Here is an 18,994-nt window from a genome sequence, read left to right on the forward strand (position 1 = left end):
CGACCGCACCCCGAACTGCTTGGATGGCTCCATGGGAACCGAGGTGATGATCCGTCCGAGGCGCCGCCTGCTCGGTGGTGTCTGCGCCGGCTTCGCCGAGCACACCGGTCTCCCCGTCGCTGCGGTGCGGACGGCGACGGTCATCCTCGCGTGCTGCGGCGGAGCGGGCCTGCTCCTCTACGCGTGGCTGTGGGTCATGACGCCGACGCAGGGCGCGGACGCACCGCTCGATCCTCGGGAGCACCTGCTCCGGCCGGCCTCGACCGATGAGGGAGCCGACCTCGACGGCCCCCGTCGCGCGCCGATCACGGAGGTGCTGCTCGGGATCGCCCTGCTCGCGGCCGGGACCGCGCTGATCGCGACCCGGACCGGGCTGGACATCCCACTCGAGGCCGTCATCCCCGTCATCGTCGTCCTCGCGGGAGCTGCGCTCGCCTGGCGGCAGTTCGGCGAGCGTGGTCGCGGTGAGGGTTCACGTGCCCTCTTGATCCGCGTACTCGGAGCGCTCGTCCTCGTCGTCCTCGGCATCCTCCTGTTCTTCGTCACCGGTGACCGCCCGAACATGTGGACGGTCATCGTCGCCGCGATCGCCGTGCTCCTCGGGGTCGCCGTGGTCATCGCCCCCTGGGCGCTCCAGCTCAATCGCGACCTCGCCGACGAGCGCGCCGCGCGGATGCGCGAGGCCGACCGCGCTGAGATCGCCGCGCACCTGCACGACTCCGTGCTCCAGACGCTCGCGCTCATCCAGCAGCAGGCCGGTCCGGGGAGCGAGGCGTCCCGTCTCGCCAGGGCGCAGGAGCGCGAGCTGCGGAACTGGCTCTTCTCCGGCGGGACCGCTCCGACGGGCGACCTCGCGACCGAGCTGCGGACCATCGCGGCGGCGGTGGAGGCCGACCACGCGGTGCGCGTCGACGTCGTCGCGGTCGGGCGTGCGATCGACGACGCTCCGGAGCCGCTCCTCGCCGCCGTACGTGAGGCCGTGCTCAACGCGGCACGTCACGCCGGCGGCGACGTCTCCGTCTATCTGGAGACGGCACCGCAGCGGATCGAGGTGTCGATCTCCGACCGCGGCCCCGGCTTCGACCTGGAACAGGTCCCGCGGGACCGCCTCGGGGTCAGGGAGTCGATCATCGGCCGGATGCAGCGCATCGGTGGCGAGGCGACCATCCGTCCGGGGCCCGGCGGACGAGGTACCGAGGTCCGTCTCGTCCTGCCCGTGCACGACGCCGCGGCGACGGCGCCGCAGCCCGACACCGTCCCGACCGTTCCGAGGAGCCGACCATGAGCGACCGACCACTGACCGTCGTGATCGTCGATGACCACTCGATCTTCCGTTCCGGACTGCGCAGCGAACTCGATCCCGGCATCGAGGTGCTGGGGGAGGCCGGCGACGTTGAAGAGGCGATCCGGGTGATCGGGGAGACGCGCCCGCAAGTCGTGCTGCTCGACGTCCACCTGCCGGGTGGCGCCGGCGGCGGTGGCGCGGACGTTATCGCCGGCTCGGTGACCACCGCGCCCGCCACCCGGTTCCTCGCGCTCAGCGTCTCGGACGCCGCCGAGGACGTCGTCCGGGTGATCAGGGCCGGTGCACGCGGCTACATCACGAAGAGCTCCTCGGGTGCCGAGGTCGCGGAGGCCGCACGGCGGGTCGACGACGGCGACGCGGTGTTCTCACCCCGGCTCGCGGGATTCGTCCTGGACGCCTTCGGCGCTGTGACGGGGGAGACGGCGGAGTCCGTCGACGAGCTCGACCGGCTGTCGGCCCGTGAGCAGGAGGTCATGCGCCTCATCGCCCGCGGCTACGCCTACAAGGAGGTCGCGACAGAGCTGTTCATCTCTGTGAAGACCGTGGAGACCCATGTGTCGAGCGTGCTGCGCAAGCTGCAGCTGTCCTCGCGCCACGAACTCGCCGCCTGGGCCCTGCAGCGCAAGCTCCTCTGACCACGCGGGCCGGAACCGACATCGGCCGACAGCGAACGACCAGTGCGCGCTCAGGAGCCCGGCGGTAGCCTGAGAGACATGATCATCCGTCGGGCGTTCTACTACTGGCGATTCGCCGCGATCTTCGTGCTGCCCGCCTGGCCGTTCGTCGGATGGGGACTCTTCGGTGAGAGCGGCTGGAGCCTCTTCGGGCTCTTCATCGCCATGCCGATCCTCGCCATCGCGCTCGCCGCGATCGCATTCCTCATCTCGGCCAGGGCCAGCGTCCGGACGACGAAGCTCGTGTCGTGGACGGACGTCGGCCTGCTCACGCTCTGGCACGTCACGATCATCTGCTTCGGCTCGTTCAGCTCGGGCGTCGCCCTCTGGGCGGTCCTCGGCGTCGTCGCAGGCCTTGCCGCCTTCTGGGGCGTCATCGCGCAACTCATCTCCGAGACGGCACGCCGCGCCCGGGAGACGATGGCCGAATTCGAGCGCATGGCTGCTGCCGCCGGGCCAGGCACGGTCCCCGGATCGGCGATCCCGCCGCAGCCGCGGTTCGATCCCGGTCCGATCGACGGCGGCGAGTTCATCGTGATCGAGGAGTCCAAGCCCGACGAGCGTCGCTGAGCGGCCGTATCCGCCGCTGTCGCCTGCGCCGTACCGGCGCCCGGTTTCCCATCCGAGGCCCTTTCATGACACAATTGCTGTTTGTGCCTCCGCAGTTCTGCCACAGGGGAACGCCGGCATCGGGCACACCTTTCCTTCCGAACGTATTCAGCGGTCGACCTGTGGCGGTCGCAGAGATGGAATCATCATGCACATTCTCGACTCAGTCGATGCAGCATCCCTCAAGTCGGACATCCCCGACTTCCGCGCCGGCGACAACGTCAAGGTGCACGTGAACATCATCGAGGGCAACAAGTCCCGTATCCAGGTCTTCCAGGGTGTCGTCATCGGCCGCTCCAACGAGGGTGTCCGCGAGACCTTCACGGTCCGCAAGGTGAGCTACCAGGTCGGCGTCGAGCGCACCTTCCCGGTCCACTCCCCGAACATCGACCACATCGAGGTCGTCACCCGCGGTGACGTCCGTCGCGCGAAGCTGTACTACCTCCGCGAGCTCCGTGGCAAGAAGGCGAAGATCAAGGAGAAGCGCGACAACTAGTCGTCCTCCTGGTCGCCCTCCGCGATCATTCCTGAGCTCCCCACCGGATAAGCTGGTGGGGAGCTCAGGCGGTTAAATGACAGACAATTCCCTGGCGGCAGACGCGTCGCCCGACCACCAGCAGCGCCCCCGCGGCAAACGCGGAGCGCTGCTCTTCCTTCGCGACCTCCTCATCATCTTCGTGGTCGCGCTGCTGGTCTCCTTCCTCATCAAGACCTTCCTCGTGCGGTCGTTCTACATCCCGTCCGGGTCGATGGAGAACACGCTGCAGATCCAGGACCGCATCCTGGTGAACGAGCTCGTCCCCGACGTGGTCTCGCTGAACCGAGGCGACGTGGTCGTCTTCCAGGATCCGGGCGGCTGGCTCCCGCAGACGGTCGAGGCTCCGCAGCCTCCCGTCACCGCAGCCGTCGAATGGGTGCTGTCGATCTTCGGCCTCGTCGCTCCCGACAGCGACGACCACCTCATCAAACGCGTCATCGGGTTACCGGGCGACCACGTGTCGTGCTGCAACCCGCTCGGGCAGATGACGGTCAACGGGGTTCCGCTGAACGAACCGTACGTGAAGCTCCCGGCCGGCACCGAGAAGGTGTCCGGAGACCCGTTCGACATCGTCGTCCCCGAGGGCTCGCTCTGGGTCATGGGCGACAACCGGTACAACTCGAAGGACTCCCGGTACAACGGCGACACCCCCGGTGGGGGCTTCGTCCCGATCGACAACGTCGTGGGGCGCGCGTTCGTCATCACCTGGCCGTCCAGCAACTGGGCCTGGCTCGACAACTACCCGACCGTCTTCCAGGGCATCCCTGCCCCAGAAGAGGAGTGATGGCCGTCAGCGAACCGACCCTCGAGGTCGAGCACGAACTGTTCGCTGCGGGTGTCCCGTCGGTCATCGGCATGGACGAGGTGGGTCGCGGAGCCATCGCCGGCCCGGTGGCCGTCGGCGCAGCGGTCGTCGCCCCGGCGTGCGGGCCGTGCCCTGAGGGACTCCGCGACTCGAAGCTGTTGAGCGAGCGAGCGAGGACCCGCCTGGAACCGCTGGCCCGCGAGTGGGTGTTGTACGGGGCCGTCGGACTCGCGAGTCCGGCGGAGGTCGACGAGCTGGGCATCACCGCGTGCCTCGGACTCGCCGGCCGTCGGGCGCTGCTCGAACTGCACGCCATCGGCGCGGACGTCACGGGATCGACCGTCCTGCTCGACGGCAACAGCGACTGGCTGAGCCGGGCGCTCCAGCGACCGCTCACCATCACCACGAGGGTCAAAGCGGATCGGGACTGCGCGTCGGTCGCCGCAGCGTCCGTACTCGCCAAGGTGCACCGCGACCGACTGATGATCGAGTTGCACGAGGCACTGCCGGAGTACGGGTGGGAGGGCAACAAGGGGTACGGCTCGGCGCAGCATCTGTCGGCCCTCTCCGAGCACGGCCTGACCCTCCACCACCGGAGCAGCTGGCTGCCCGCCTACACGTAGACTGGAGAGACCATGGACGAAGACGAGTTCGAAGACTACGACCGCGAGGTCGAACTGGCCCTCTACCGCGAGTATCGCGATGTCGTGGGGCAGTTCAAGTACGTGATCGAGACCGAGCGCCGGTTCTACCTCGCCAACGAGGTCGACCTCGTGCGACGCGACACGGCGAACGACTTCTACTTCGAGCTCTCCATGACCGACGTGTGGGTGTGGGACGTCTACCGTTCCGACCGGTTCGTCAAGAGCGTCCGAGTGCTCACGTTCAAGGACGTCAACGTCGAGCAGTTGTCCTCGCGTGACTTCGAGCTCCCGAAGGAACTCACGCTCGACGAGTAGGGCGAGGCCCCCGCTACCGACAGCGCTCCACAGGCACGCCTCGCCGCGCGCTCGTCGACGACAGACCCACCTCCGGGTAACGAGCCTCGTCTGCACGCTTGGCTGGATGCCAGGAGGTGCACATGGCACGGAAGGACGAGCTCGGCCGACGCGGCGAGCAGGTGGCGGCGGATCATCTCGAGGCGTGCGGATACCGCATCCTCGACCGCAATTGGCGATGCCCGCAGGGCGAACTCGACCTCATCGCGGACGACGACGGCACGCTGGTGTTCGTCGAGGTGAAGACCCGTTCCGGCGTCGGCTTCGGCGATCCCGCGGAGGCGGTCACGCCGAGCAAGCTGGCCCGGATCGGTCGTCTCGCCGGGGCTTGGTGTACTGAGCACCGACCGCGCTCGCGGCGGATGCGCGTCGACGTCGTCGGCATCGTGCTGCCGTCCGAAGGGGACATGCGACTCCAGCACCTGCGGGGAGTCTCCTGATGGCCGTCGCACGCACCTGGTCGGTCGCGCTCGCCGGCCTCACGGGCGCGATGGTGGAGGTCGAGGCGTCAGCCGCCGCGACCGTACCGGGCATGGCGATCGTCGGGCTTCCCGACAAGTCGCTCGGTGAGGCCGCGCACCGCATCAAGAGTGCGACGGCGAACTCCGGCTGCGAGCTGCCCGGTGGCAAGCTCACGATCAACCTGTCTCCCGCGTCGCTGCCCAAGCAGGGGAGCGCATTCGACCTCTCGATGGCGATCGCCTGTCTCGCCGTCGGCGGCCTCGTCCGCCGGGAGTCCGCCGAGCGGGTCGTCCACCTCGGTGAGCTCGGGCTCGACGGACGGCTCCGTCCGCTCGTCGGCGTGCTGCCGGCCGTCCTCGCCGTCGCCCGCGCCGGCCACGACGCGGTGATGGTGCCGACCGCGAACGTCGAGGAGGCGCAGCTCGTGCCCGGCGTCACGGTGATCGGGGCGACCTCGCTGCGTGATGCGGCCATCTGGCACGGTGCAGAACTCTCCGCGATCGACCTCGAACCCGTCCGCCAACGCGTCGATAGGCTACCCACGCCCGACCCACTCGATCTCGCGGACGTGGTCGGACAACCGGAGGCGGTCGACGCGATGGTCGCTGCGGCGGCCGGAGGGCACCACGTCATGATGGTCGGACCTCCCGGTGCCGGCAAGACCATGCTGGCCGCCCGGCTTCCCGAGATCCTTCCCGACCTCGAGCCCGAGGCCGCGGTCGAGGTCAGCTGCCTCCGCTCGCTCATCGGTCTGCCACCGGACGGCGCGCTCGCCCGACGACCACCGTGGGAGAGCCCGCACCATTCGTCATCGGCAGCGGCGATCATCGGTGGCGGTTCGCGCCAGATCCGGCCTGGGGCGGCCGCGCGCGCGGCCCACGGCGTGCTCTTCCTCGACGAAGCGCCGGAGTTCCGCGCCGATGTCCTCGACTCGCTACGTCAGCCACTCGAAGCCGGCGTGGTCACCGTGCATCGTGCGCACGGCAGCGCGACGTTCCCGGCCGCCTTCCAACTCGTCCTCGCCGCGAACCCCTGCCCCTGCGGTCAGTACGGCACGGCGGACGGCGTCTGCACCTGTCCACCGCAGGCCCGTCGACGTTATCTCGGGCGGATCTCGGGGCCGCTCCTCGACCGGATCGACATCCGCGTGCGGGTACACCGGATCACCTCGGCACTGACGAGCCTCTCGCAGGAGGGTGGGGTCTCCACCGCTGAGGCCCGTTCCCGCGTCGAAGCGGTGCGGGCCGCGAGTGCCGAGCGGTTGGTCGGCACCGGCTGGACCACGAACGCACAGGCGAGCGGCACCTGGCTCAGGAGCCCGCGGATGCGGCTGCCCAGATCCGTCACCAACGCGTTGGACCGCTCCCTCGAGCGGGGAGGCATCACCATGCGTGGCTACGACCGCATCCTCCGACTGAGCTGGACGCTCGCCGACCTCGACGGGGCCGGTAGCCCCACAGCCGAGCACTTGGGGCGGGCCCTCTTCCTGCGGAAGGGCATCTCGTGAGTGCGTGGTTCGGTTTGGACCGCGAGTTGGTCGAACGCCTTGTCCGTGGACTCGGCGGCCTGGAGCCGGCCGAGGCCGTGGGTAGTCCTCGCGCGGATGGAGGTGCCGAGCACGTCTCGGAGGCCGACGACAACGTCGGCATCACCGGGATACGGGCGGCCTTCGCTCGGGCGGCCTGGACGATGATCGCCGAACCGGGCGATGGCGTGGCCGGGCTCGTGGTCGGTGCGCTCGGCCCTGCGGGCGCACTGTCAGCGGTTCTCGACCGGGTGGGGCCGACCGAACTGCAGCGCCGCATCCTCGGCAGCGAGTGGTTTAGTGGCTCGGGCTCGACGTCGGCCGATGCCGATGCCGAGGATCCCGCCGCGATGCCCGCTTCTCGCGTGCTCCGAAGTGCGCTGGAACGCTGGCGCCCCCGTCTCGTCTCGGCTGACCTCGTCGCCGCGTGCGAGACGGCGATCGAGGTCGGCGTACGACTACTCCTGCCAGGCGCTCCGGGCTGGCATGCGGGGTTCGAGCACCTCGGTGTGCACGCGCCGCACGCCCTCTGGCTGCGCGGCTCTCCCGACGTGCCTGCGGAAGAACGCGCCATCGCGTTGGTCGGGGCCCGGGCCGCGTCCGGTTACGGCGAGCACGTCACCCTCGAGGCTGCGGCCGGGCTCGTCGATCGGGGCTTCGCGATCGTGTCGGGTGCCGCGTACGGCATCGACGGCGCGGCGCACCGAGCCGCCCTCGGGAGCGGGGGCGTGACCGTGGCCTACCTCGCAGGCGGGGTCGATCGGCCGTACCCGGCCGGTCACGATGCGCTCATCCGTCGGATCCGCGAGGCCGGTGGAGCCGTCATCAGCGAATCACCGTGCGGGTCCACACCGTCCAAATGGCGATTTCTGCAGCGGAACCGACTCATCGCCGCAGCCTCGGCTGCGACGGTGGTCGTGGAGGCCGGCGACCGCTCCGGGTCGATCAACACGGCGGGTCACGCTGCATCCCTCGGGCGTCCGCTCGGAGCCGTGCCCGGCCCGGTCACGAGTCCGTCGTCGGCGGGCTGTCACCGCCTGATCCGTGAGTACGCCGCCACATGCGTGACGAACGCCACACAGATGGCGGAGCTCGCCGGGTGGACCGCGGTCGACGCGGACGCGCAGGCGTTCGCCTCGCCAGAGGAACGCCGGGTCCGTGATGTGATGAGTGCGCGCTCGCCACGCACCGTCGAGGCGCTTGCGAAAGCGAGTGGTCTGAGTCCTCGAGAGGTCACCGGTGTGCTCGGTGCGCTCGATCTCGCCGGGGCCGTCGAGGAACGCGAACGAGGGTGGGTGCTCGTCGGCGGACGGGCGTGAGGTGATCGGTCGGCGGGGGAAGACCACGGCGTCGGACGCGTGGGGCATGCTGTCCACGTGGACATCTGGAGCAGCATCGACGGGTTCTCGGAGCACCTCGCTTCAGAGCGTCGGTTGTCGCCGCAGACCGTTCGCGCCTACGCATCCGATCTCCGGCAGCTCGCCGACTTCGCCACCGGACGCGATGTCGAGGGCGTCGACGGCGTGACGCTGGACCTCCTCCGCGACTGGCTCTGGGCAGCTTCCGAGGCAGGCTCGTCCAAGGCGACGCTCGCGCGACGCACCGCCACGGCCAAGGCCTGGAGCGCCTGGCTCCTGCGCACCGGCAGGGTCGATTCGGACGTCGCGGCACGGCTCCGGAGTCCGAAGACGGGTCGGACCCTGCCACGCGTCGTCGGCCGGGGCCCGTTCGACGACCTCCTCGCTGGGCTCGAGGACCGCGCCGCATCGGGGGAGCCGAACGCCCTCCGCGACCTCGCCGTCGTCGAACTGCTCTACGCCTCGGCCCTTCGCGTATCCGAGCTGTGCGGACTCGACCGGGACGACCTCGACCTCGACCGGCTCACCGTCCGTGTCACGGGCAAAGGTGACAAGGAGCGGGTCGTTCCGTTCGGCGTCCCCGCTCAGTCGGCGATCGTCGACTACCTCACGAGCGCCCGCCCGCAGCTGGTCGCCCGTGCAGCCGCGAACGACCGCGGACCGACGCCCGGCGCAGCCCTCTTCCTCGGCGCGCGCGGAGGGCGGCTCGGCCCGCGCTCCGTCTACACGCTCGTCGCCCGGCTCCTCGACGCCGTGCCCGGTGGTGGTCCGGCAGGGCCTCACGCCCTGCGGCACACCGCCGCGACGCACCTGCTCGACGGGGGAGCGGACCTCCGCGCGGTCCAGGAACTCCTCGGCCACGCGAGTCTCGCGACGACGCAGATCTACACGCACGTCTCCGTCGAACGCATCAAGGAGAGCTACCGCAACGCCCACCCGCGGGCCTGAGCCTCCGCGGTCGCGGTCAGTGGGAGCAGGACGGCCGGAGGCACCTCGCCGAGCAGCAGCATCGGATTGACGTAGACGCCGTCGAGCCGCACCCCGAAGTGCACGCAGCCGTCGGCGCAGTGTCCGCCGACGCCGACCGTCCCGATCGGTGCCCCGCGGGTCACGCGGCCACCGACGTCGACCGAACCCACCACCGGCTCGATGCTCGAGACGTGTCCGTCGTCGTGCCGGATCACGACGAGTGGGCGGTCGACCACCGTCCCGCTGAACGTGACGACGCCGGCTGCCGCCGCGGCGACCGGCTGACCGGGCGATGCCGCGATGTCGATACCCCGGTGGCCGGCGCTGTACGGGTCGGGTGGCGCGACGAACGGCTCGGTGACGACGTGCGGGGGAGCGATCGGCCAGCTCCAGGCCGGCGCCGCCCCAGACGTGCTCACGGGTGCGAGGAGCACCAGGCAGGAGATGAGGAACCAACTGGCGATCGAGGTCATCATGATCCGAGCCTGACGGGCTCGGGAGAGCGAGGGCCGGTGGGCACCTCGGAGCGGGGAGACGGACGTGGTCGGACGGGCTGTGGAGCACCGTCATCACGGTGGCCTGATGCTATGCTGAACGGAGCACCTCGCTCGTCGGGGTGACTACGCGTGCCATTTCGGCCACCACTTCCAATCGGTCCTCGCTCTCCGGAGCGTGGCGGACGTGCGCCGGGCACCAGGGACGAGGCCATCCGGTCTGTCAGACAACCGAGGCACTCCCACCCGTCCGCGTCAGCGGCGCGGTGGCGAGCGCAGAACAGGAGAACGGCTCATGGCCGTCGTAACCATCCGCCAGCTGCTCGACAGCGGCGTGCACTTCGGGCACCAGACCCGCCGTTGGAACCCGAAGATGAAGCGCTTCATCTTCACCGAGCGTTCCGGCATCTACATCATCGACCTGCAGCAGTCGCTCGGCTACATCGACCAGGCCTTCGACTTCGTCAAGGAGACGGTCGCCCACGGCGGCACCATCCTCTTCGTCGGCACGAAGAAGCAGGCGCAGGAAGTCATCGCCGAGCAGGCCACGCGCGTCGGCCAGCCCTACGTCAACCAGCGTTGGCTCGGTGGCCTCCTCACCAACTTCCAGACGGTGTCGAAGCGACTCGCCCGCATGAAGGAGCTCGAGGAGCTCGACTTCGAAGACGCCTCCAAGAGCGGCTTCACCAAGAAGGAACTCCTCATCAAGAAGCGCGAGCTGGACAAGCTCCACAAGTCGCTCGGTGGTATCCGCAACCTCTCGAAGACGCCGTCGGCGCTCTGGGTCGTCGACACCAAGAAGGAGCACCTCGCGATCGACGAGGCGCGCAAGCTCGGCATCCCGGTCATCGGCATCCTCGACACCAACTGCGACCCCGACGAGGTCACCTACCCGATCCCGGGTAACGACGACGCGATCCGTTCCGTCGGCCTGCTGACGCGCATCATCGCCGACGCCGCCGCCGAGGGTCTCATCCAGCGCCACCAGAAGCCGACCGAGGGCGACGCCCCGGCCGAGCCGCTCGCCGAGTGGGAGCAGGAGCTGCTCCAGGGCGGCGAGCAGGGTTCCGCCGAGACCGAGAAGGTCGCCGATGAGGCGATCGCCGCAACCGACGCCGTCGAGGCAGCTCCGGCTGTCGAAGACGTCGAGGTCGCTGCAACCGAGTCCGCCGCCGACGCCGAGGGCGCAGCTGCCGCCGTCGTCGCCGACGAGAAGTAATCAAGGAGGACACCAGCAATGGCCAACTTTTCTCTCGCTGACCTGAAGGTGCTGCGCGAGCAGCTCGGCACCGGCATGGTCGACACCAAGAACGCACTCGTCGAAGCCGATGGCGACGTCGAGAAGGCGACCGAGATCCTGCGTCTCAAGGGTGCGAAGGGCAACGCGAAGCGTGCCGACCGCTCCACGAGCGAGGGCCTCGTCGCCGCGAAGGAGAACGGCGACACCGCCACGCTCATCGAGCTCGCCTGCGAGACCGACTTCGTCGCGAAGGGCGAGAAGTTCCTCGCTCTGGCCGACCTCGTCCTCGACGCAGTCGTCGCCGCCGGCGCGACCACCGTCGAAGAGGGGAACGCGGCTCCGGCCGACGGCAAGACCGTCGCCGAGGTCATCGCGGACTCCGCTGCGATCATCGGTGAGAAGTTCGAGCTCCGCCGCCTCGCGGTGGTGCACGGTGAGCACTTCGCCGTCTACCTCCACAAGACCAACAAGGACCTGCCCGCGCAGGTCGGCGTGGTCGTCGGCTACACGGGCGACGACGCGGAGACGGCTCGCAGCATCGCGCAGCACATCTCGTTCGCCAACCCGTCCTACCTCAGCCGCGACGACGTCCCGGCCGACGAGGTCGAGAAGGAGCGCGAGATCGTCACCGAGATCTCGAAGAACGAGGGCAAGCCCGAGGCCGCACTGCCGAAGATCGTCGAGGGCCGCGTGACCTCGTACTTCAAGCAGGTCGCGCTCCTCGAGCAGGACTACGCCAAGGACAACAAGCTGTCCGTGCAGAAGGTGCTCGCTGACGCGGGCCTCACCGTGACCGGGTTCGCCCGCTTCAAGGTCGGCGCGTAGCAGTTGTGACGGGGTCCGGATCGCCAGTGGCGATCCGGACCCCTTTGCGTGCGCGGGCACACCCGGGCACGTGGGATCGGTGACGATCCAGCCAGCGAGTCGACGGCTGTCGCGGACAGCGGGCGGCTCCTGACGCTAAGTTGTGTGAGGGACGAGGAAGGACAGGCGGATGCCGGAGAAGAAGCGCAGGGTACTGCTCAAGCTGTCAGGTGAGGCGTTCGGAGGCGGCCAGTTGGGCGTCAACCCCGACGTGGTCGGGTCGATCGCCCGCGAGATCGCTGAAGCGACCGCCGAGGTCGAGGTCGCAGTGGTCGTCGGAGGCGGCAACTTCTTCCGCGGAGCCGAGCTCAGCCAGCGCGGCATGGACCGCGGCCGAGCCGACTACATGGGCATGCTCGGAACGGTCATGAACGCCCTGGCGCTCCAGGACTTCCTGGAACAGGCCGGCGCCGCCACGCGCGTGCAGTCGGCCATCGCCATGACGCAGGTCGCCGAGCCCTACATCCCGCTCCGTGCCGAGCGACACCTCGAGAAGGGTCGCGTCGTCATCTTCGGAGCGGGTGCCGGACTCCCGTACTTCTCGACCGACACCGTCTCGGCACAGCGCGCGCTCGAGATCGGAGCCGTCGAAGTCCTCGTCGCCAAGAACGGCGTCGACGGCGTCTACACCGCCGACCCCCGCGTCGACCCGACGGCGACGAAGATCGACACCATCTCCTACCAGGAGGCGCTCCAGCGCGGCCTCAAGGTCGTCGACTCGACGGCCTTCAGCCTCTGCATGGACAACGGCATGCCGATGCGTGTCTTCGGCATGGAGCCGGCCGGCAACGTCACGGCGGCCATCCGCGGTGCCGCGATCGGCACCCTCGTCACCTCCGCCTAGGCGGCAGGGCGGCCGGGCCGAGGCCCGCCGCCCGACTAGACTGAACCCAGTAATGCAATCAAAGGAGTGCTCGTGATCGCGGATGTCCTCTCGGATGTTGGTACCCGGATGTCGAAGGCCGTCGAGGCCGCGAAGGATGACTTCGCCACGGTGCGTACGGGTCGCGCCAACCCCCAGCTGTTCCAGAAGGTCCTGGTGAGCTACTACGGCACGCCGACGCCGCTGGCGCAACTCGCCTCCCTGCAGAACCAGGAAGCTCGCACGATCGTCGTGACGCCCTACGACAAGTCCGCACTGCGCGACATCGAGCAGGCGATCCGCGACATCCCGAACCTCGGCGCCAACCCGACGAACGACGGCACCGTCATCCGGGTCACCATGCCCGAACTGACCGCCGAGCGTCGCAAGGAATACGTCAAGATCGTCCGCGGCAAGGGTGAAGACGCGAAGGTGTCCATCCGCAACATCCGTCGCAAGGGCAAGGACGACCTCGAGGCGCTCAAGAGCGAGGTCGGCGATGACGACGTCGCACGCGGCGAGAAGGAGCTCGAGGCCGTCACGAAGTCGCACATCGACGCCGTCGACGCCGCGCTGAAGGCCAAGGAGACCGAGCTGCTCTCCATCTGAGCCGCTGTCCCACCGCTGATTCCGTTCGCCGACCGGTCCCTCGACCGACGGCAGGCCCGCTGGAGGTACCTGTGGAAGACGATGTCGCTCCCGGGCGATCGAGCGATCCGTCGAAGCCCGAACCCGGCCGGTCCGGCAAGTCGGGTTCGCAGGAATTGCGTTCCCAGCTGAAGGACCGCCGCGCGAAGTTCGAGCGGCAGGTCGACGCCAAACGTGCCGACATCGAACGGCAGGTCCAGGCGACGAAGGCGCAGTTCGACGCGACGAACGAACGCATCGAGGCGCGCGTCGGCCGCAATCTCGTGAACGCCATCCTCATCGGGGTGGCCGCTGGCGGCATCATGCTCGTGAGTCTGATCATCTTCAAGGTGATCTTCGTCGTCCTGGCCTCGGCCGTGGTGGCCTTCGCCACGCTGGAGCTGCGGAAGGCCCTCGAGCAGACCGGGCGCCGGGTGCCGGCGATCCCGACCGTCATCTCGGCCGTCGCGATGCAGCCGGCGGCGTTCTTCCTCCACGACGTCTGGCGCTGGTCCGTCGTCCTGCTCGGCATCCTGCTGGTCATCGTCTGGCGCGTGGCCGAGCAGGCCATCGCTTCGAAGCGGACCGACCTTCCCACGCTCGTCCGCGACCTCGCGTCCGGGACGTTCATCCAGGTCTACGTCCCCTTCCTCGCCTCCTTCGCCGTGTTCCTGGTCGCCCAGCCCGAGGGCGAATGGTGGACGCTGGCGTTCCTGATCCTCGTCATCTGCGTCGACGTCGGCGCTTATGTGAGCGGCCTGTCGTTCGGCAAGCACAAGATGGCGCCGGTGATCAGCCCGAACAAGACCTGGGAGGGCTTCGCCGGGGCGGGGGTCGTCTCGGTCGTGGCCGGCGTGCTGCTCGCGATCCTCATGCTCGGTGTGCCGTGGTGGGTCGGCGTCCTGCTCGGTCTGCTGCTCCTCGGCAGTGCCACGGTCGGCGACCTCGCGGAGTCGCTCATCAAGCGCGACATCGGCGTGAAGGACATGAGCTCGTGGCTTCCCGGGCACGGGGGATTCCTCGACCGCCTGGACTCGATCCTGCCGTCGGCGGTCGTCGCCTACGTGGTCTACCTCCTGTTCGGCGGACTCGCGGTCTGAGTCCCGGCTCGGTCCGATTTCGCCCGATCAGCCCCTCATGGGGGAGAATGGTCCGGTGAGCACGATCTTCCCCACCGCAAAACGTTCGAAGCGTGGCTACGATCCGGCCGAGGTCGACGAGTTCCTCGACCGCGCTCGCGCCGCCTACGGGCAGGACACCGACGCCGACGCCGATGCGATCCTGAGCGCGGAGGACATCCGGCACGTGGCGTTCCGGCTCGTCCGGGGTGGCTACAGCACCGAGCACGTCGACGCGGCGCTCGAGCGACTCGAGGACGCCTTCTCGCTCCGCGAGCGGGAGCGGTCGGTCGAGGAGCGCGGCGCCAAGGAGTGGCTGCGCGACGCCCGCGGCACCGCGCAGGTTATCCTCAACCGGCTGACGAGGCCGGAGGGCCAGCGGTTCCAGCGGGTGAGCCTGCTCGCCCGCGGCTACAGCCGGAAGGACGTGGACGCCCTCGCGGATCGCCTCGTCGCCTACTTCCACGACGGCACACCGCTCAACGTCGACCGCGTCCGCACGGCCGTGTTCCGCAACGAATGGGCCGGTTACCGCGAGTCCCAGGTCGACGCACTGCTCGACAGCGTCGTGGACGTCATGCTGGCGGTTCGCTGAGCGTCGGCCGACCAGGTGGCCTGATCAGGCATTCTCGGCTACCATCGATGCATCGTGCCTCAAGACTCAACTGACGTGACCCCGTGGAAACCATCAGCCCAGCCGAACACCGGTAAGGCGGTTCAGCCCTACCGTCGGCCGCGCTCTCGCGGCAAGAAGGTCCTCGGGATCTTCGCGGCGACGGCTGCGTTCGGCTTCGTCGCCGTGACGATGGTCGACCCGACCTCGAGCGTCGTGGCGTCCTCCTATGCGGAGAAGCAGGCGCAGTTCGGTGGCAACGCCGCGCAGTCGGTCGTCGCAAGCTCGAACTACCAGTACACCTTCGCCCGCGACAGCTACGAGGTCGTCGCTCCGCCCCCGCCGCCTCCCGTGGCGACTCCGGCCGCGACCGGCGGCGGTTCCTCGTCCACGGGCAGCGCTCCCGCGGCAGGTACGCCCGACCCGGGTACGGCTCAGGCCATCGCCTACGACATGGTCATGGCCAACGGCTGGGGCGAGGGCGAGTACAGCTGCCTCGTCTCCCTCTGGAACCGCGAGTCGGGTTGGAACGTGTACGCCTACAACGCCAGCTCCGGCGCTACGGGTATCCCGCAGGCGCTCCCGGGCTCAAAGATGGCCTCGGCCGGAGCCGACTGGGCGACCAACCCCGCGACGCAGATCACCTGGGGTCTCGGATACATCACGAGTCGGTACAGCACGCCGTGTGGCGCGTGGGCCCACTCGGAGTCCAACGGCTGGTACTGACCGGAACCGCCTCCCGACACGGTCGTGGAGGCTGAGCCTAGACTTGACCCATGCCCCGACACCACCGCCATCGGCCACGGCCCGGCGACGACGAGGGTAACGGTCTCGAACGGCTGATGGCGGGGTGGAAACGCACCGAGGACCATCGAGACGGATCCTGGTTCGTCCAGCCCGTCAGCGGTTCCAGTGCGCAGAAGACCTATGTGTGTCCGGGATGCGGACAGTCCATACCGCCCGGCACCGCCCATGTGGTGACGTGGCGCGCTGACGGGGTCCTGGGCGACCAGGCCGACATCGCTGCCCGGCGGCACTGGCACTCGCACTGCTGGCGGATCCGGTGAACACACGCACGCCGCGAAACGACCCGACCACACTGCCCCGGAGGACTGACTCATGACCGACACCATCGAGATCCGTGGTGGCGCCGAGCTCCCCGCCGTCCGCGAGGAGATCGAGCTGCACACGGCCGACGGCCTGACCCTGGTCGGCGAGCTCGCGGTGCCGGCCGACGGCGAGATCGTCGCGACCCTGGTGACGCTCCACCCGCTGCCGACCGCCGGCGGGTTCATGGACTCCCATGTGCTCCGGAAGGCCGCGGCGCGCTTGCCTGCGCTCGCGGGGATCGCCGTGCTCCGCTTCAACACCCGCGGCACCTCGTCTCCTCGAGGGACGAGCGACGGCGCGTTCGACGGCGGCATCGGCGAGCGGGCCGATGTCGAGGCCGCGCTGGCGTTCGTGGTCGAGCGCGGGCTTCCGCATCCGTGGATCGTCGGGTGGTCGTTCGGGACCGAGCTGGCCTTGAAGTACGGTCGCGACCCGGCCGTCGACGGCGTGATCCTCCTTTCTCCGCCGCTGCACCGCACGACGGAGGACGAGCTCCGGGCCTGGGCCGGCGACGATCGGCCGATGGTCGTCCTCGTGCCTGAGTTCGACGACTACCTCCGACCCGCGGAAGCGGCGGAACGGTTCGGCGTCCTCCCCGGGGCCACCCTCGTCCCGGTGGACGGTGCCAAGCACCTGTGGGTGGGGGAGAGCCAGACCCGACGCGTGCTCACCGAGATCGTCGCTGCAGTGCGTCCCGAGGCGCTGCCGCTCCCGACGCACTGGCCGGCCCCCGGCCTCTCAGCGGCCGTCTAGCCGCCTCCCAGTCATTTCCGATAGCCTGAACCACCTGCGTCTCCTGCCGGCCCGACCCGCCGGATCCCGTCGGACGCAGGATCACCCGCGTCGCTCCGACGCCAGAGGAGAGTAATCCGTGCGTTTCGTTCTCGCCATCGCCGCGTTCGTCGTGGCAGCCGTCATGATCGTGACGGGAATCGCGCAACGGACCGTGTTCCTCTCGCCCGGCACCTTCAGCCTGTCCACGACGGTCGACAGCGGTGATCGGTTCATCGTCATCCCCGGGAGCGTGCTGCAGTCGCAGCCGGGAGCACAGTCCATCGTGGCGGGCGCGGGCGGCGACACCCAGGTGTTCATGAGCTACGGGCGCTCCGACGACATCACGGCCTGGCTCGGCGACGAGCCCTACAGCCGCGTCGGCGTCAACAGTGCCGGCACCGCCCTGACGACCACCACCGTCACCGCCGAGGCGGACGCGACCGACGACGGGGCGACCCCGAGTCCGGAGCCGTCGGCGACGCCGGCCCCCGAAGCCACCGACGACACCACCACCTCTGAGAAGGGCCCGGACCCGCGCGGATCCGACCTCTGGCTCGGCGAGTACGACGAGGCGGGCGCGGTCATCGCGACGATGAACCTGCCGAAGGACATCGACGTGCTCATCGCGACCGACGGTACGGCCGCCGCTCCGGATTCCCTCCGCCTCTCCTGGCCACTCGACAACGCCACCCCATGGGCCGGCCCGCTGATCGCCGGTGGCATCCTCGTGCTCCTCGCCGGCATCGTGCTCTACCTCTCGGGGATCCAGCGCATGCGTCGCTCGCGAGGCCCGCGTCGCAAGGGTCCGGGACAAGGACAGAAGGGCATCACCAAGATGTCGAGACAACCGAAGCCGCGCCGCCCTCGTGAACTCGGAGCCGGCAAGACGAAGCGCTCCCCGCTCCGCCGCTCCCTCGTCGTGGGCGTGCCGCTCGTCCTCATCGGCACGCTCGGCCTGAGCGGTTGCTCCCAGGACTACTGGCCGACCATCGGAGCGCCGTCACCGACGCCCACCGTCACCGCGACGGACCTGCCGGCCGACAGCCAGGACCAGGACTTCGCGGCGCCCGTCGTCACCGTGCCACAGGTCGAACGGATCGTGTCGCGGATCTCGACGGCGGCGTCCGAGGCCGATGCTGCGCTCGACGGCACCGCTGCGGCCGTCCGGTTCTCCGGGCCGGCACTCGAGGAGCGCACCGCGAACTACGCCCTCCGCTCGAAGGTGGCCGACGCCGCCGGAGCGACCCCCATCCCCGCCTCGCCCGTCACGCTCACCCTGCCTCAGGCGACGGACGCCTGGCCACGGACGGTCATGACCGCGATCCAGGACAAGGCCGACGAGACGGTGTCGCCGACGGTCCTCGTGATGACCCAGCAGGACCCGCGGTCGAACTACCAGGTCGTCTACGCGGAGAAGCTCCTCGAGGGCGCCCGACTCGAGAACGTCGCGCCCGCGACCATCGGTGCCGCGAGCGTCCCGCCGGACTCGAAGCTGCTCGTCATGCCGCCGGAGGAGATCGCCGCGGCCTACGCCGACATCATCACGAACGGCGACGCGAGCACCTTCGCCGGCTTGTTCAACGCCGATGGCGACGTCTTCCGCACGCAGGTCGCCGCGGACCGCGCGACGAAGGCCGCCAACCTGCCGACGACGGCGAGCATCGCCTTCTCGGCGGCCGCCGGTACCGGCCCGAACGTCGCGCTGGCGACCAACGACTCCGGCGCGATCGTCGCCGTCAACGTGCAGGAGGGCGAGGTGGTCTCCGTCGTCACAGCCGGTGCTACCGTGAAACCTTCGGGTGCGGTCGCCGCGCTCTCCGGGATCACCGAGAGCGCGAAGGGGACGCAGGCCACCTACGGCGACCAGCTCCTGTTCTACGTGCCAGCCGTCAACTCCGGAGAGAAGATCACCTTGCTCGGATTCACCCAGACCCTCATCGCCGCATCGGAGCTCCCGTGAGTGCCGCGGAGCCGAGCGCGGCACACCTGCGCGGCGCCGTCGACCTCTCCGGCCTCGCGCGTCGCCACCAGACGCCGCCCGCCGGCGC

22 protein-coding genes are annotated in these 18,994 nt (G+C 69.5%); 21 read left to right on the forward strand and 1 reads right to left on the reverse strand.

Annotated features, from left to right (window positions below; genetic code table 11):
- Positions 1 to 31 precede the first annotated feature (31 nt).
- From IFT89_RS12250 to IFT89_RS12300, 11 genes are all read left to right on the forward strand, one after another.
- Positions 32 to 1,285, forward strand: coding sequence for an ATP-binding protein (locus IFT89_RS12250; RefSeq protein ID WP_202939087.1), 1,254 nt, complete (start codon positions 32 to 34; stop codon positions 1,283 to 1,285).
- Complete coding sequence (locus tag IFT89_RS12255) at positions 1,282 to 1,941, forward strand: LuxR C-terminal-related transcriptional regulator (RefSeq protein WP_071260891.1); 660 nt, start codon at positions 1,282 to 1,284, stop codon at positions 1,939 to 1,941. The genes IFT89_RS12250 and IFT89_RS12255 overlap by 4 nt, the downstream gene beginning before the upstream one ends.
- Positions 1,942 to 2,019: 78 nt before the next feature.
- Positions 2,020 to 2,550 (forward strand): hypothetical protein, encoded by a 531-nt coding sequence (locus IFT89_RS12260; RefSeq protein WP_137241868.1) that lies wholly within the window; start codon positions 2,020 to 2,022, stop codon positions 2,548 to 2,550.
- A gap of 187 nt (positions 2,551 to 2,737) precedes the next feature.
- Positions 2,738 to 3,085 carry a 50S ribosomal protein L19 gene (rplS, locus tag IFT89_RS12265; protein ID WP_056006851.1) on the forward strand — a complete coding sequence of 116 codons (348 nt, stop codon included), beginning with the start codon at positions 2,738 to 2,740 and terminating at the stop codon, positions 3,083 to 3,085.
- 76 nt (positions 3,086 to 3,161) lie between these two features.
- Positions 3,162 to 3,911, forward strand: coding sequence for a signal peptidase I (lepB, locus tag IFT89_RS12270; RefSeq protein WP_124769107.1), 750 nt, complete (start codon positions 3,162 to 3,164; stop codon positions 3,909 to 3,911).
- On the forward strand, positions 3,911 to 4,555 hold the full coding sequence (locus IFT89_RS12275; protein WP_202939088.1) for a ribonuclease HII: 645 nt from the start codon (positions 3,911 to 3,913) through the stop codon (positions 4,553 to 4,555). Before lepB ends, IFT89_RS12275 begins: the two co-directional genes overlap by 1 nt.
- Before the next feature lie 12 nt (positions 4,556 to 4,567).
- Positions 4,568 to 4,891, forward strand: coding sequence for a DUF2469 domain-containing protein (locus tag IFT89_RS12280; protein WP_071260887.1), 324 nt, complete (start codon positions 4,568 to 4,570; stop codon positions 4,889 to 4,891).
- 122 nt (positions 4,892 to 5,013) lie between these two features.
- Positions 5,014 to 5,370, forward strand: coding sequence for a YraN family protein (locus IFT89_RS12285; RefSeq protein ID WP_202939089.1), 357 nt, complete (start codon positions 5,014 to 5,016; stop codon positions 5,368 to 5,370).
- Positions 5,370 to 6,899 (forward strand): YifB family Mg chelatase-like AAA ATPase, encoded by a 1,530-nt coding sequence (locus IFT89_RS12290; protein ID WP_202939090.1) that lies wholly within the window; start codon positions 5,370 to 5,372, stop codon positions 6,897 to 6,899. The genes IFT89_RS12285 and IFT89_RS12290 overlap by 1 nt, the downstream gene beginning before the upstream one ends.
- Complete coding sequence (gene dprA / locus IFT89_RS12295) at positions 6,896 to 8,236, forward strand: DNA-processing protein DprA (protein WP_307783499.1); 1,341 nt, start codon at positions 6,896 to 6,898, stop codon at positions 8,234 to 8,236. The genes IFT89_RS12290 and dprA overlap by 4 nt, the downstream gene beginning before the upstream one ends.
- Positions 8,237 to 8,293: 57 nt before the next feature.
- Positions 8,294 to 9,223, forward strand: a complete 930-nt coding sequence (locus tag IFT89_RS12300; RefSeq protein WP_137241864.1) for a tyrosine recombinase XerC — start codon at positions 8,294 to 8,296, stop codon at positions 9,221 to 9,223.
- Here IFT89_RS12300 and IFT89_RS12305 read toward each other — a convergent pair.
- Positions 9,196 to 9,720: a M23 family metallopeptidase gene (locus IFT89_RS12305; protein ID WP_202939091.1), complete on the reverse strand. Its 525-nt coding sequence runs from the start codon at positions 9,718 to 9,720 to the stop codon at positions 9,196 to 9,198. The two genes, IFT89_RS12300 and IFT89_RS12305, sit on opposite strands and share 28 nt — an antisense overlap.
- Before the next feature lie 313 nt (positions 9,721 to 10,033).
- On the opposite strand from IFT89_RS12305, the gene rpsB reads away from it, so the two are divergent.
- From rpsB to IFT89_RS12350, 10 genes are all read left to right on the forward strand, one after another.
- Positions 10,034 to 10,957, forward strand: coding sequence for a 30S ribosomal protein S2 (gene rpsB, locus IFT89_RS12310; protein WP_064295105.1), 924 nt, complete (start codon positions 10,034 to 10,036; stop codon positions 10,955 to 10,957).
- Positions 10,958 to 10,975: 18 nt separating this feature from the next.
- Positions 10,976 to 11,803: a translation elongation factor Ts gene (tsf, locus tag IFT89_RS12315; protein ID WP_064295106.1), complete on the forward strand. Its 828-nt coding sequence runs from the start codon at positions 10,976 to 10,978 to the stop codon at positions 11,801 to 11,803.
- Between the two features lie 169 nt (positions 11,804 to 11,972).
- Positions 11,973 to 12,686: a UMP kinase gene (gene pyrH / locus IFT89_RS12320; protein ID WP_056006822.1), complete on the forward strand. Its 714-nt coding sequence runs from the start codon at positions 11,973 to 11,975 to the stop codon at positions 12,684 to 12,686.
- Positions 12,687 to 12,758: 72 nt separating this feature from the next.
- Positions 12,759 to 13,313: a ribosome recycling factor gene (frr, locus tag IFT89_RS12325; RefSeq protein WP_064295107.1), complete on the forward strand. Its 555-nt coding sequence runs from the start codon at positions 12,759 to 12,761 to the stop codon at positions 13,311 to 13,313.
- A gap of 71 nt (positions 13,314 to 13,384) precedes the next feature.
- Positions 13,385 to 14,431 (forward strand): phosphatidate cytidylyltransferase, encoded by a 1,047-nt coding sequence (locus IFT89_RS12330; RefSeq protein WP_240043907.1) that lies wholly within the window; start codon positions 13,385 to 13,387, stop codon positions 14,429 to 14,431.
- Between the two features lie 55 nt (positions 14,432 to 14,486).
- Complete coding sequence (locus tag IFT89_RS12335; RefSeq protein WP_236555416.1) at positions 14,487 to 15,044, forward strand: DivIVA domain-containing protein; 558 nt, start codon at positions 14,487 to 14,489, stop codon at positions 15,042 to 15,044.
- 75 nt (positions 15,045 to 15,119) lie between these two features.
- Positions 15,120 to 15,788, forward strand: coding sequence for a hypothetical protein (locus IFT89_RS20050; RefSeq protein WP_079705666.1), 669 nt, complete (start codon positions 15,120 to 15,122; stop codon positions 15,786 to 15,788).
- Between the two features lie 50 nt (positions 15,789 to 15,838).
- Complete coding sequence (locus IFT89_RS20280; protein WP_071260877.1) at positions 15,839 to 16,129, forward strand: hypothetical protein; 291 nt, start codon at positions 15,839 to 15,841, stop codon at positions 16,127 to 16,129.
- Positions 16,130 to 16,181: 52 nt separating this feature from the next.
- Positions 16,182 to 16,925, forward strand: a complete 744-nt coding sequence (locus IFT89_RS12345; RefSeq protein WP_202939092.1) for an alpha/beta hydrolase — start codon at positions 16,182 to 16,184, stop codon at positions 16,923 to 16,925.
- A 118-nt stretch (positions 16,926 to 17,043) separates the two neighbouring features.
- Positions 17,044 to 18,906, forward strand: a complete 1,863-nt coding sequence (locus IFT89_RS12350) for a hypothetical protein (RefSeq protein WP_138946842.1) — start codon at positions 17,044 to 17,046, stop codon at positions 18,904 to 18,906.
- Positions 18,907 to 18,994: the final 88 nt, after the last annotated feature.

Source organism: Plantibacter sp. CFBP 13570, assembly GCF_014841395.1.
Classification (GTDB): Bacteria; Actinomycetota; Actinomycetes; order Actinomycetales; family Microbacteriaceae; genus Plantibacter; species Plantibacter auratus.

Coding starts and splice junctions, on each gene's coding strand:
- IFT89_RS12250 (WP_202939087.1), top strand. CDS start 32: ATGGGAACCGAGGTGATGATCCGTCCGAGGCGCCGCCTGCTCGGTGGT.
- IFT89_RS12255 (WP_071260891.1), top strand. CDS start 1,282: ATGAGCGACCGACCACTGACCGTCGTGATCGTCGATGACCACTCGATC.
- IFT89_RS12260 (WP_137241868.1), top strand. CDS start 2,020: ATGATCATCCGTCGGGCGTTCTACTACTGGCGATTCGCCGCGATCTTC.
- rplS (WP_056006851.1), top strand. CDS start 2,738: ATGCACATTCTCGACTCAGTCGATGCAGCATCCCTCAAGTCGGACATC.
- lepB (WP_124769107.1), top strand. CDS start 3,162: ATGACAGACAATTCCCTGGCGGCAGACGCGTCGCCCGACCACCAGCAG.
- IFT89_RS12275 (WP_202939088.1), top strand. CDS start 3,911: ATGGCCGTCAGCGAACCGACCCTCGAGGTCGAGCACGAACTGTTCGCT.
- IFT89_RS12280 (WP_071260887.1), top strand. CDS start 4,568: ATGGACGAAGACGAGTTCGAAGACTACGACCGCGAGGTCGAACTGGCC.
- IFT89_RS12285 (WP_202939089.1), top strand. CDS start 5,014: ATGGCACGGAAGGACGAGCTCGGCCGACGCGGCGAGCAGGTGGCGGCG.
- IFT89_RS12290 (WP_202939090.1), top strand. CDS start 5,370: ATGGCCGTCGCACGCACCTGGTCGGTCGCGCTCGCCGGCCTCACGGGC.
- IFT89_RS12305 (WP_202939091.1), bottom strand. CDS start 9,720: ATGATGACCTCGATCGCCAGTTGGTTCCTCATCTCCTGCCTGGTGCTC.
- rpsB (WP_064295105.1), top strand. CDS start 10,034: ATGGCCGTCGTAACCATCCGCCAGCTGCTCGACAGCGGCGTGCACTTC.
- tsf (WP_064295106.1), top strand. CDS start 10,976: ATGGCCAACTTTTCTCTCGCTGACCTGAAGGTGCTGCGCGAGCAGCTC.
- pyrH (WP_056006822.1), top strand. CDS start 11,973: ATGCCGGAGAAGAAGCGCAGGGTACTGCTCAAGCTGTCAGGTGAGGCG.
- IFT89_RS20280 (WP_071260877.1), top strand. CDS start 15,839: ATGCCCCGACACCACCGCCATCGGCCACGGCCCGGCGACGACGAGGGT.
- IFT89_RS12345 (WP_202939092.1), top strand. CDS start 16,182: ATGACCGACACCATCGAGATCCGTGGTGGCGCCGAGCTCCCCGCCGTC.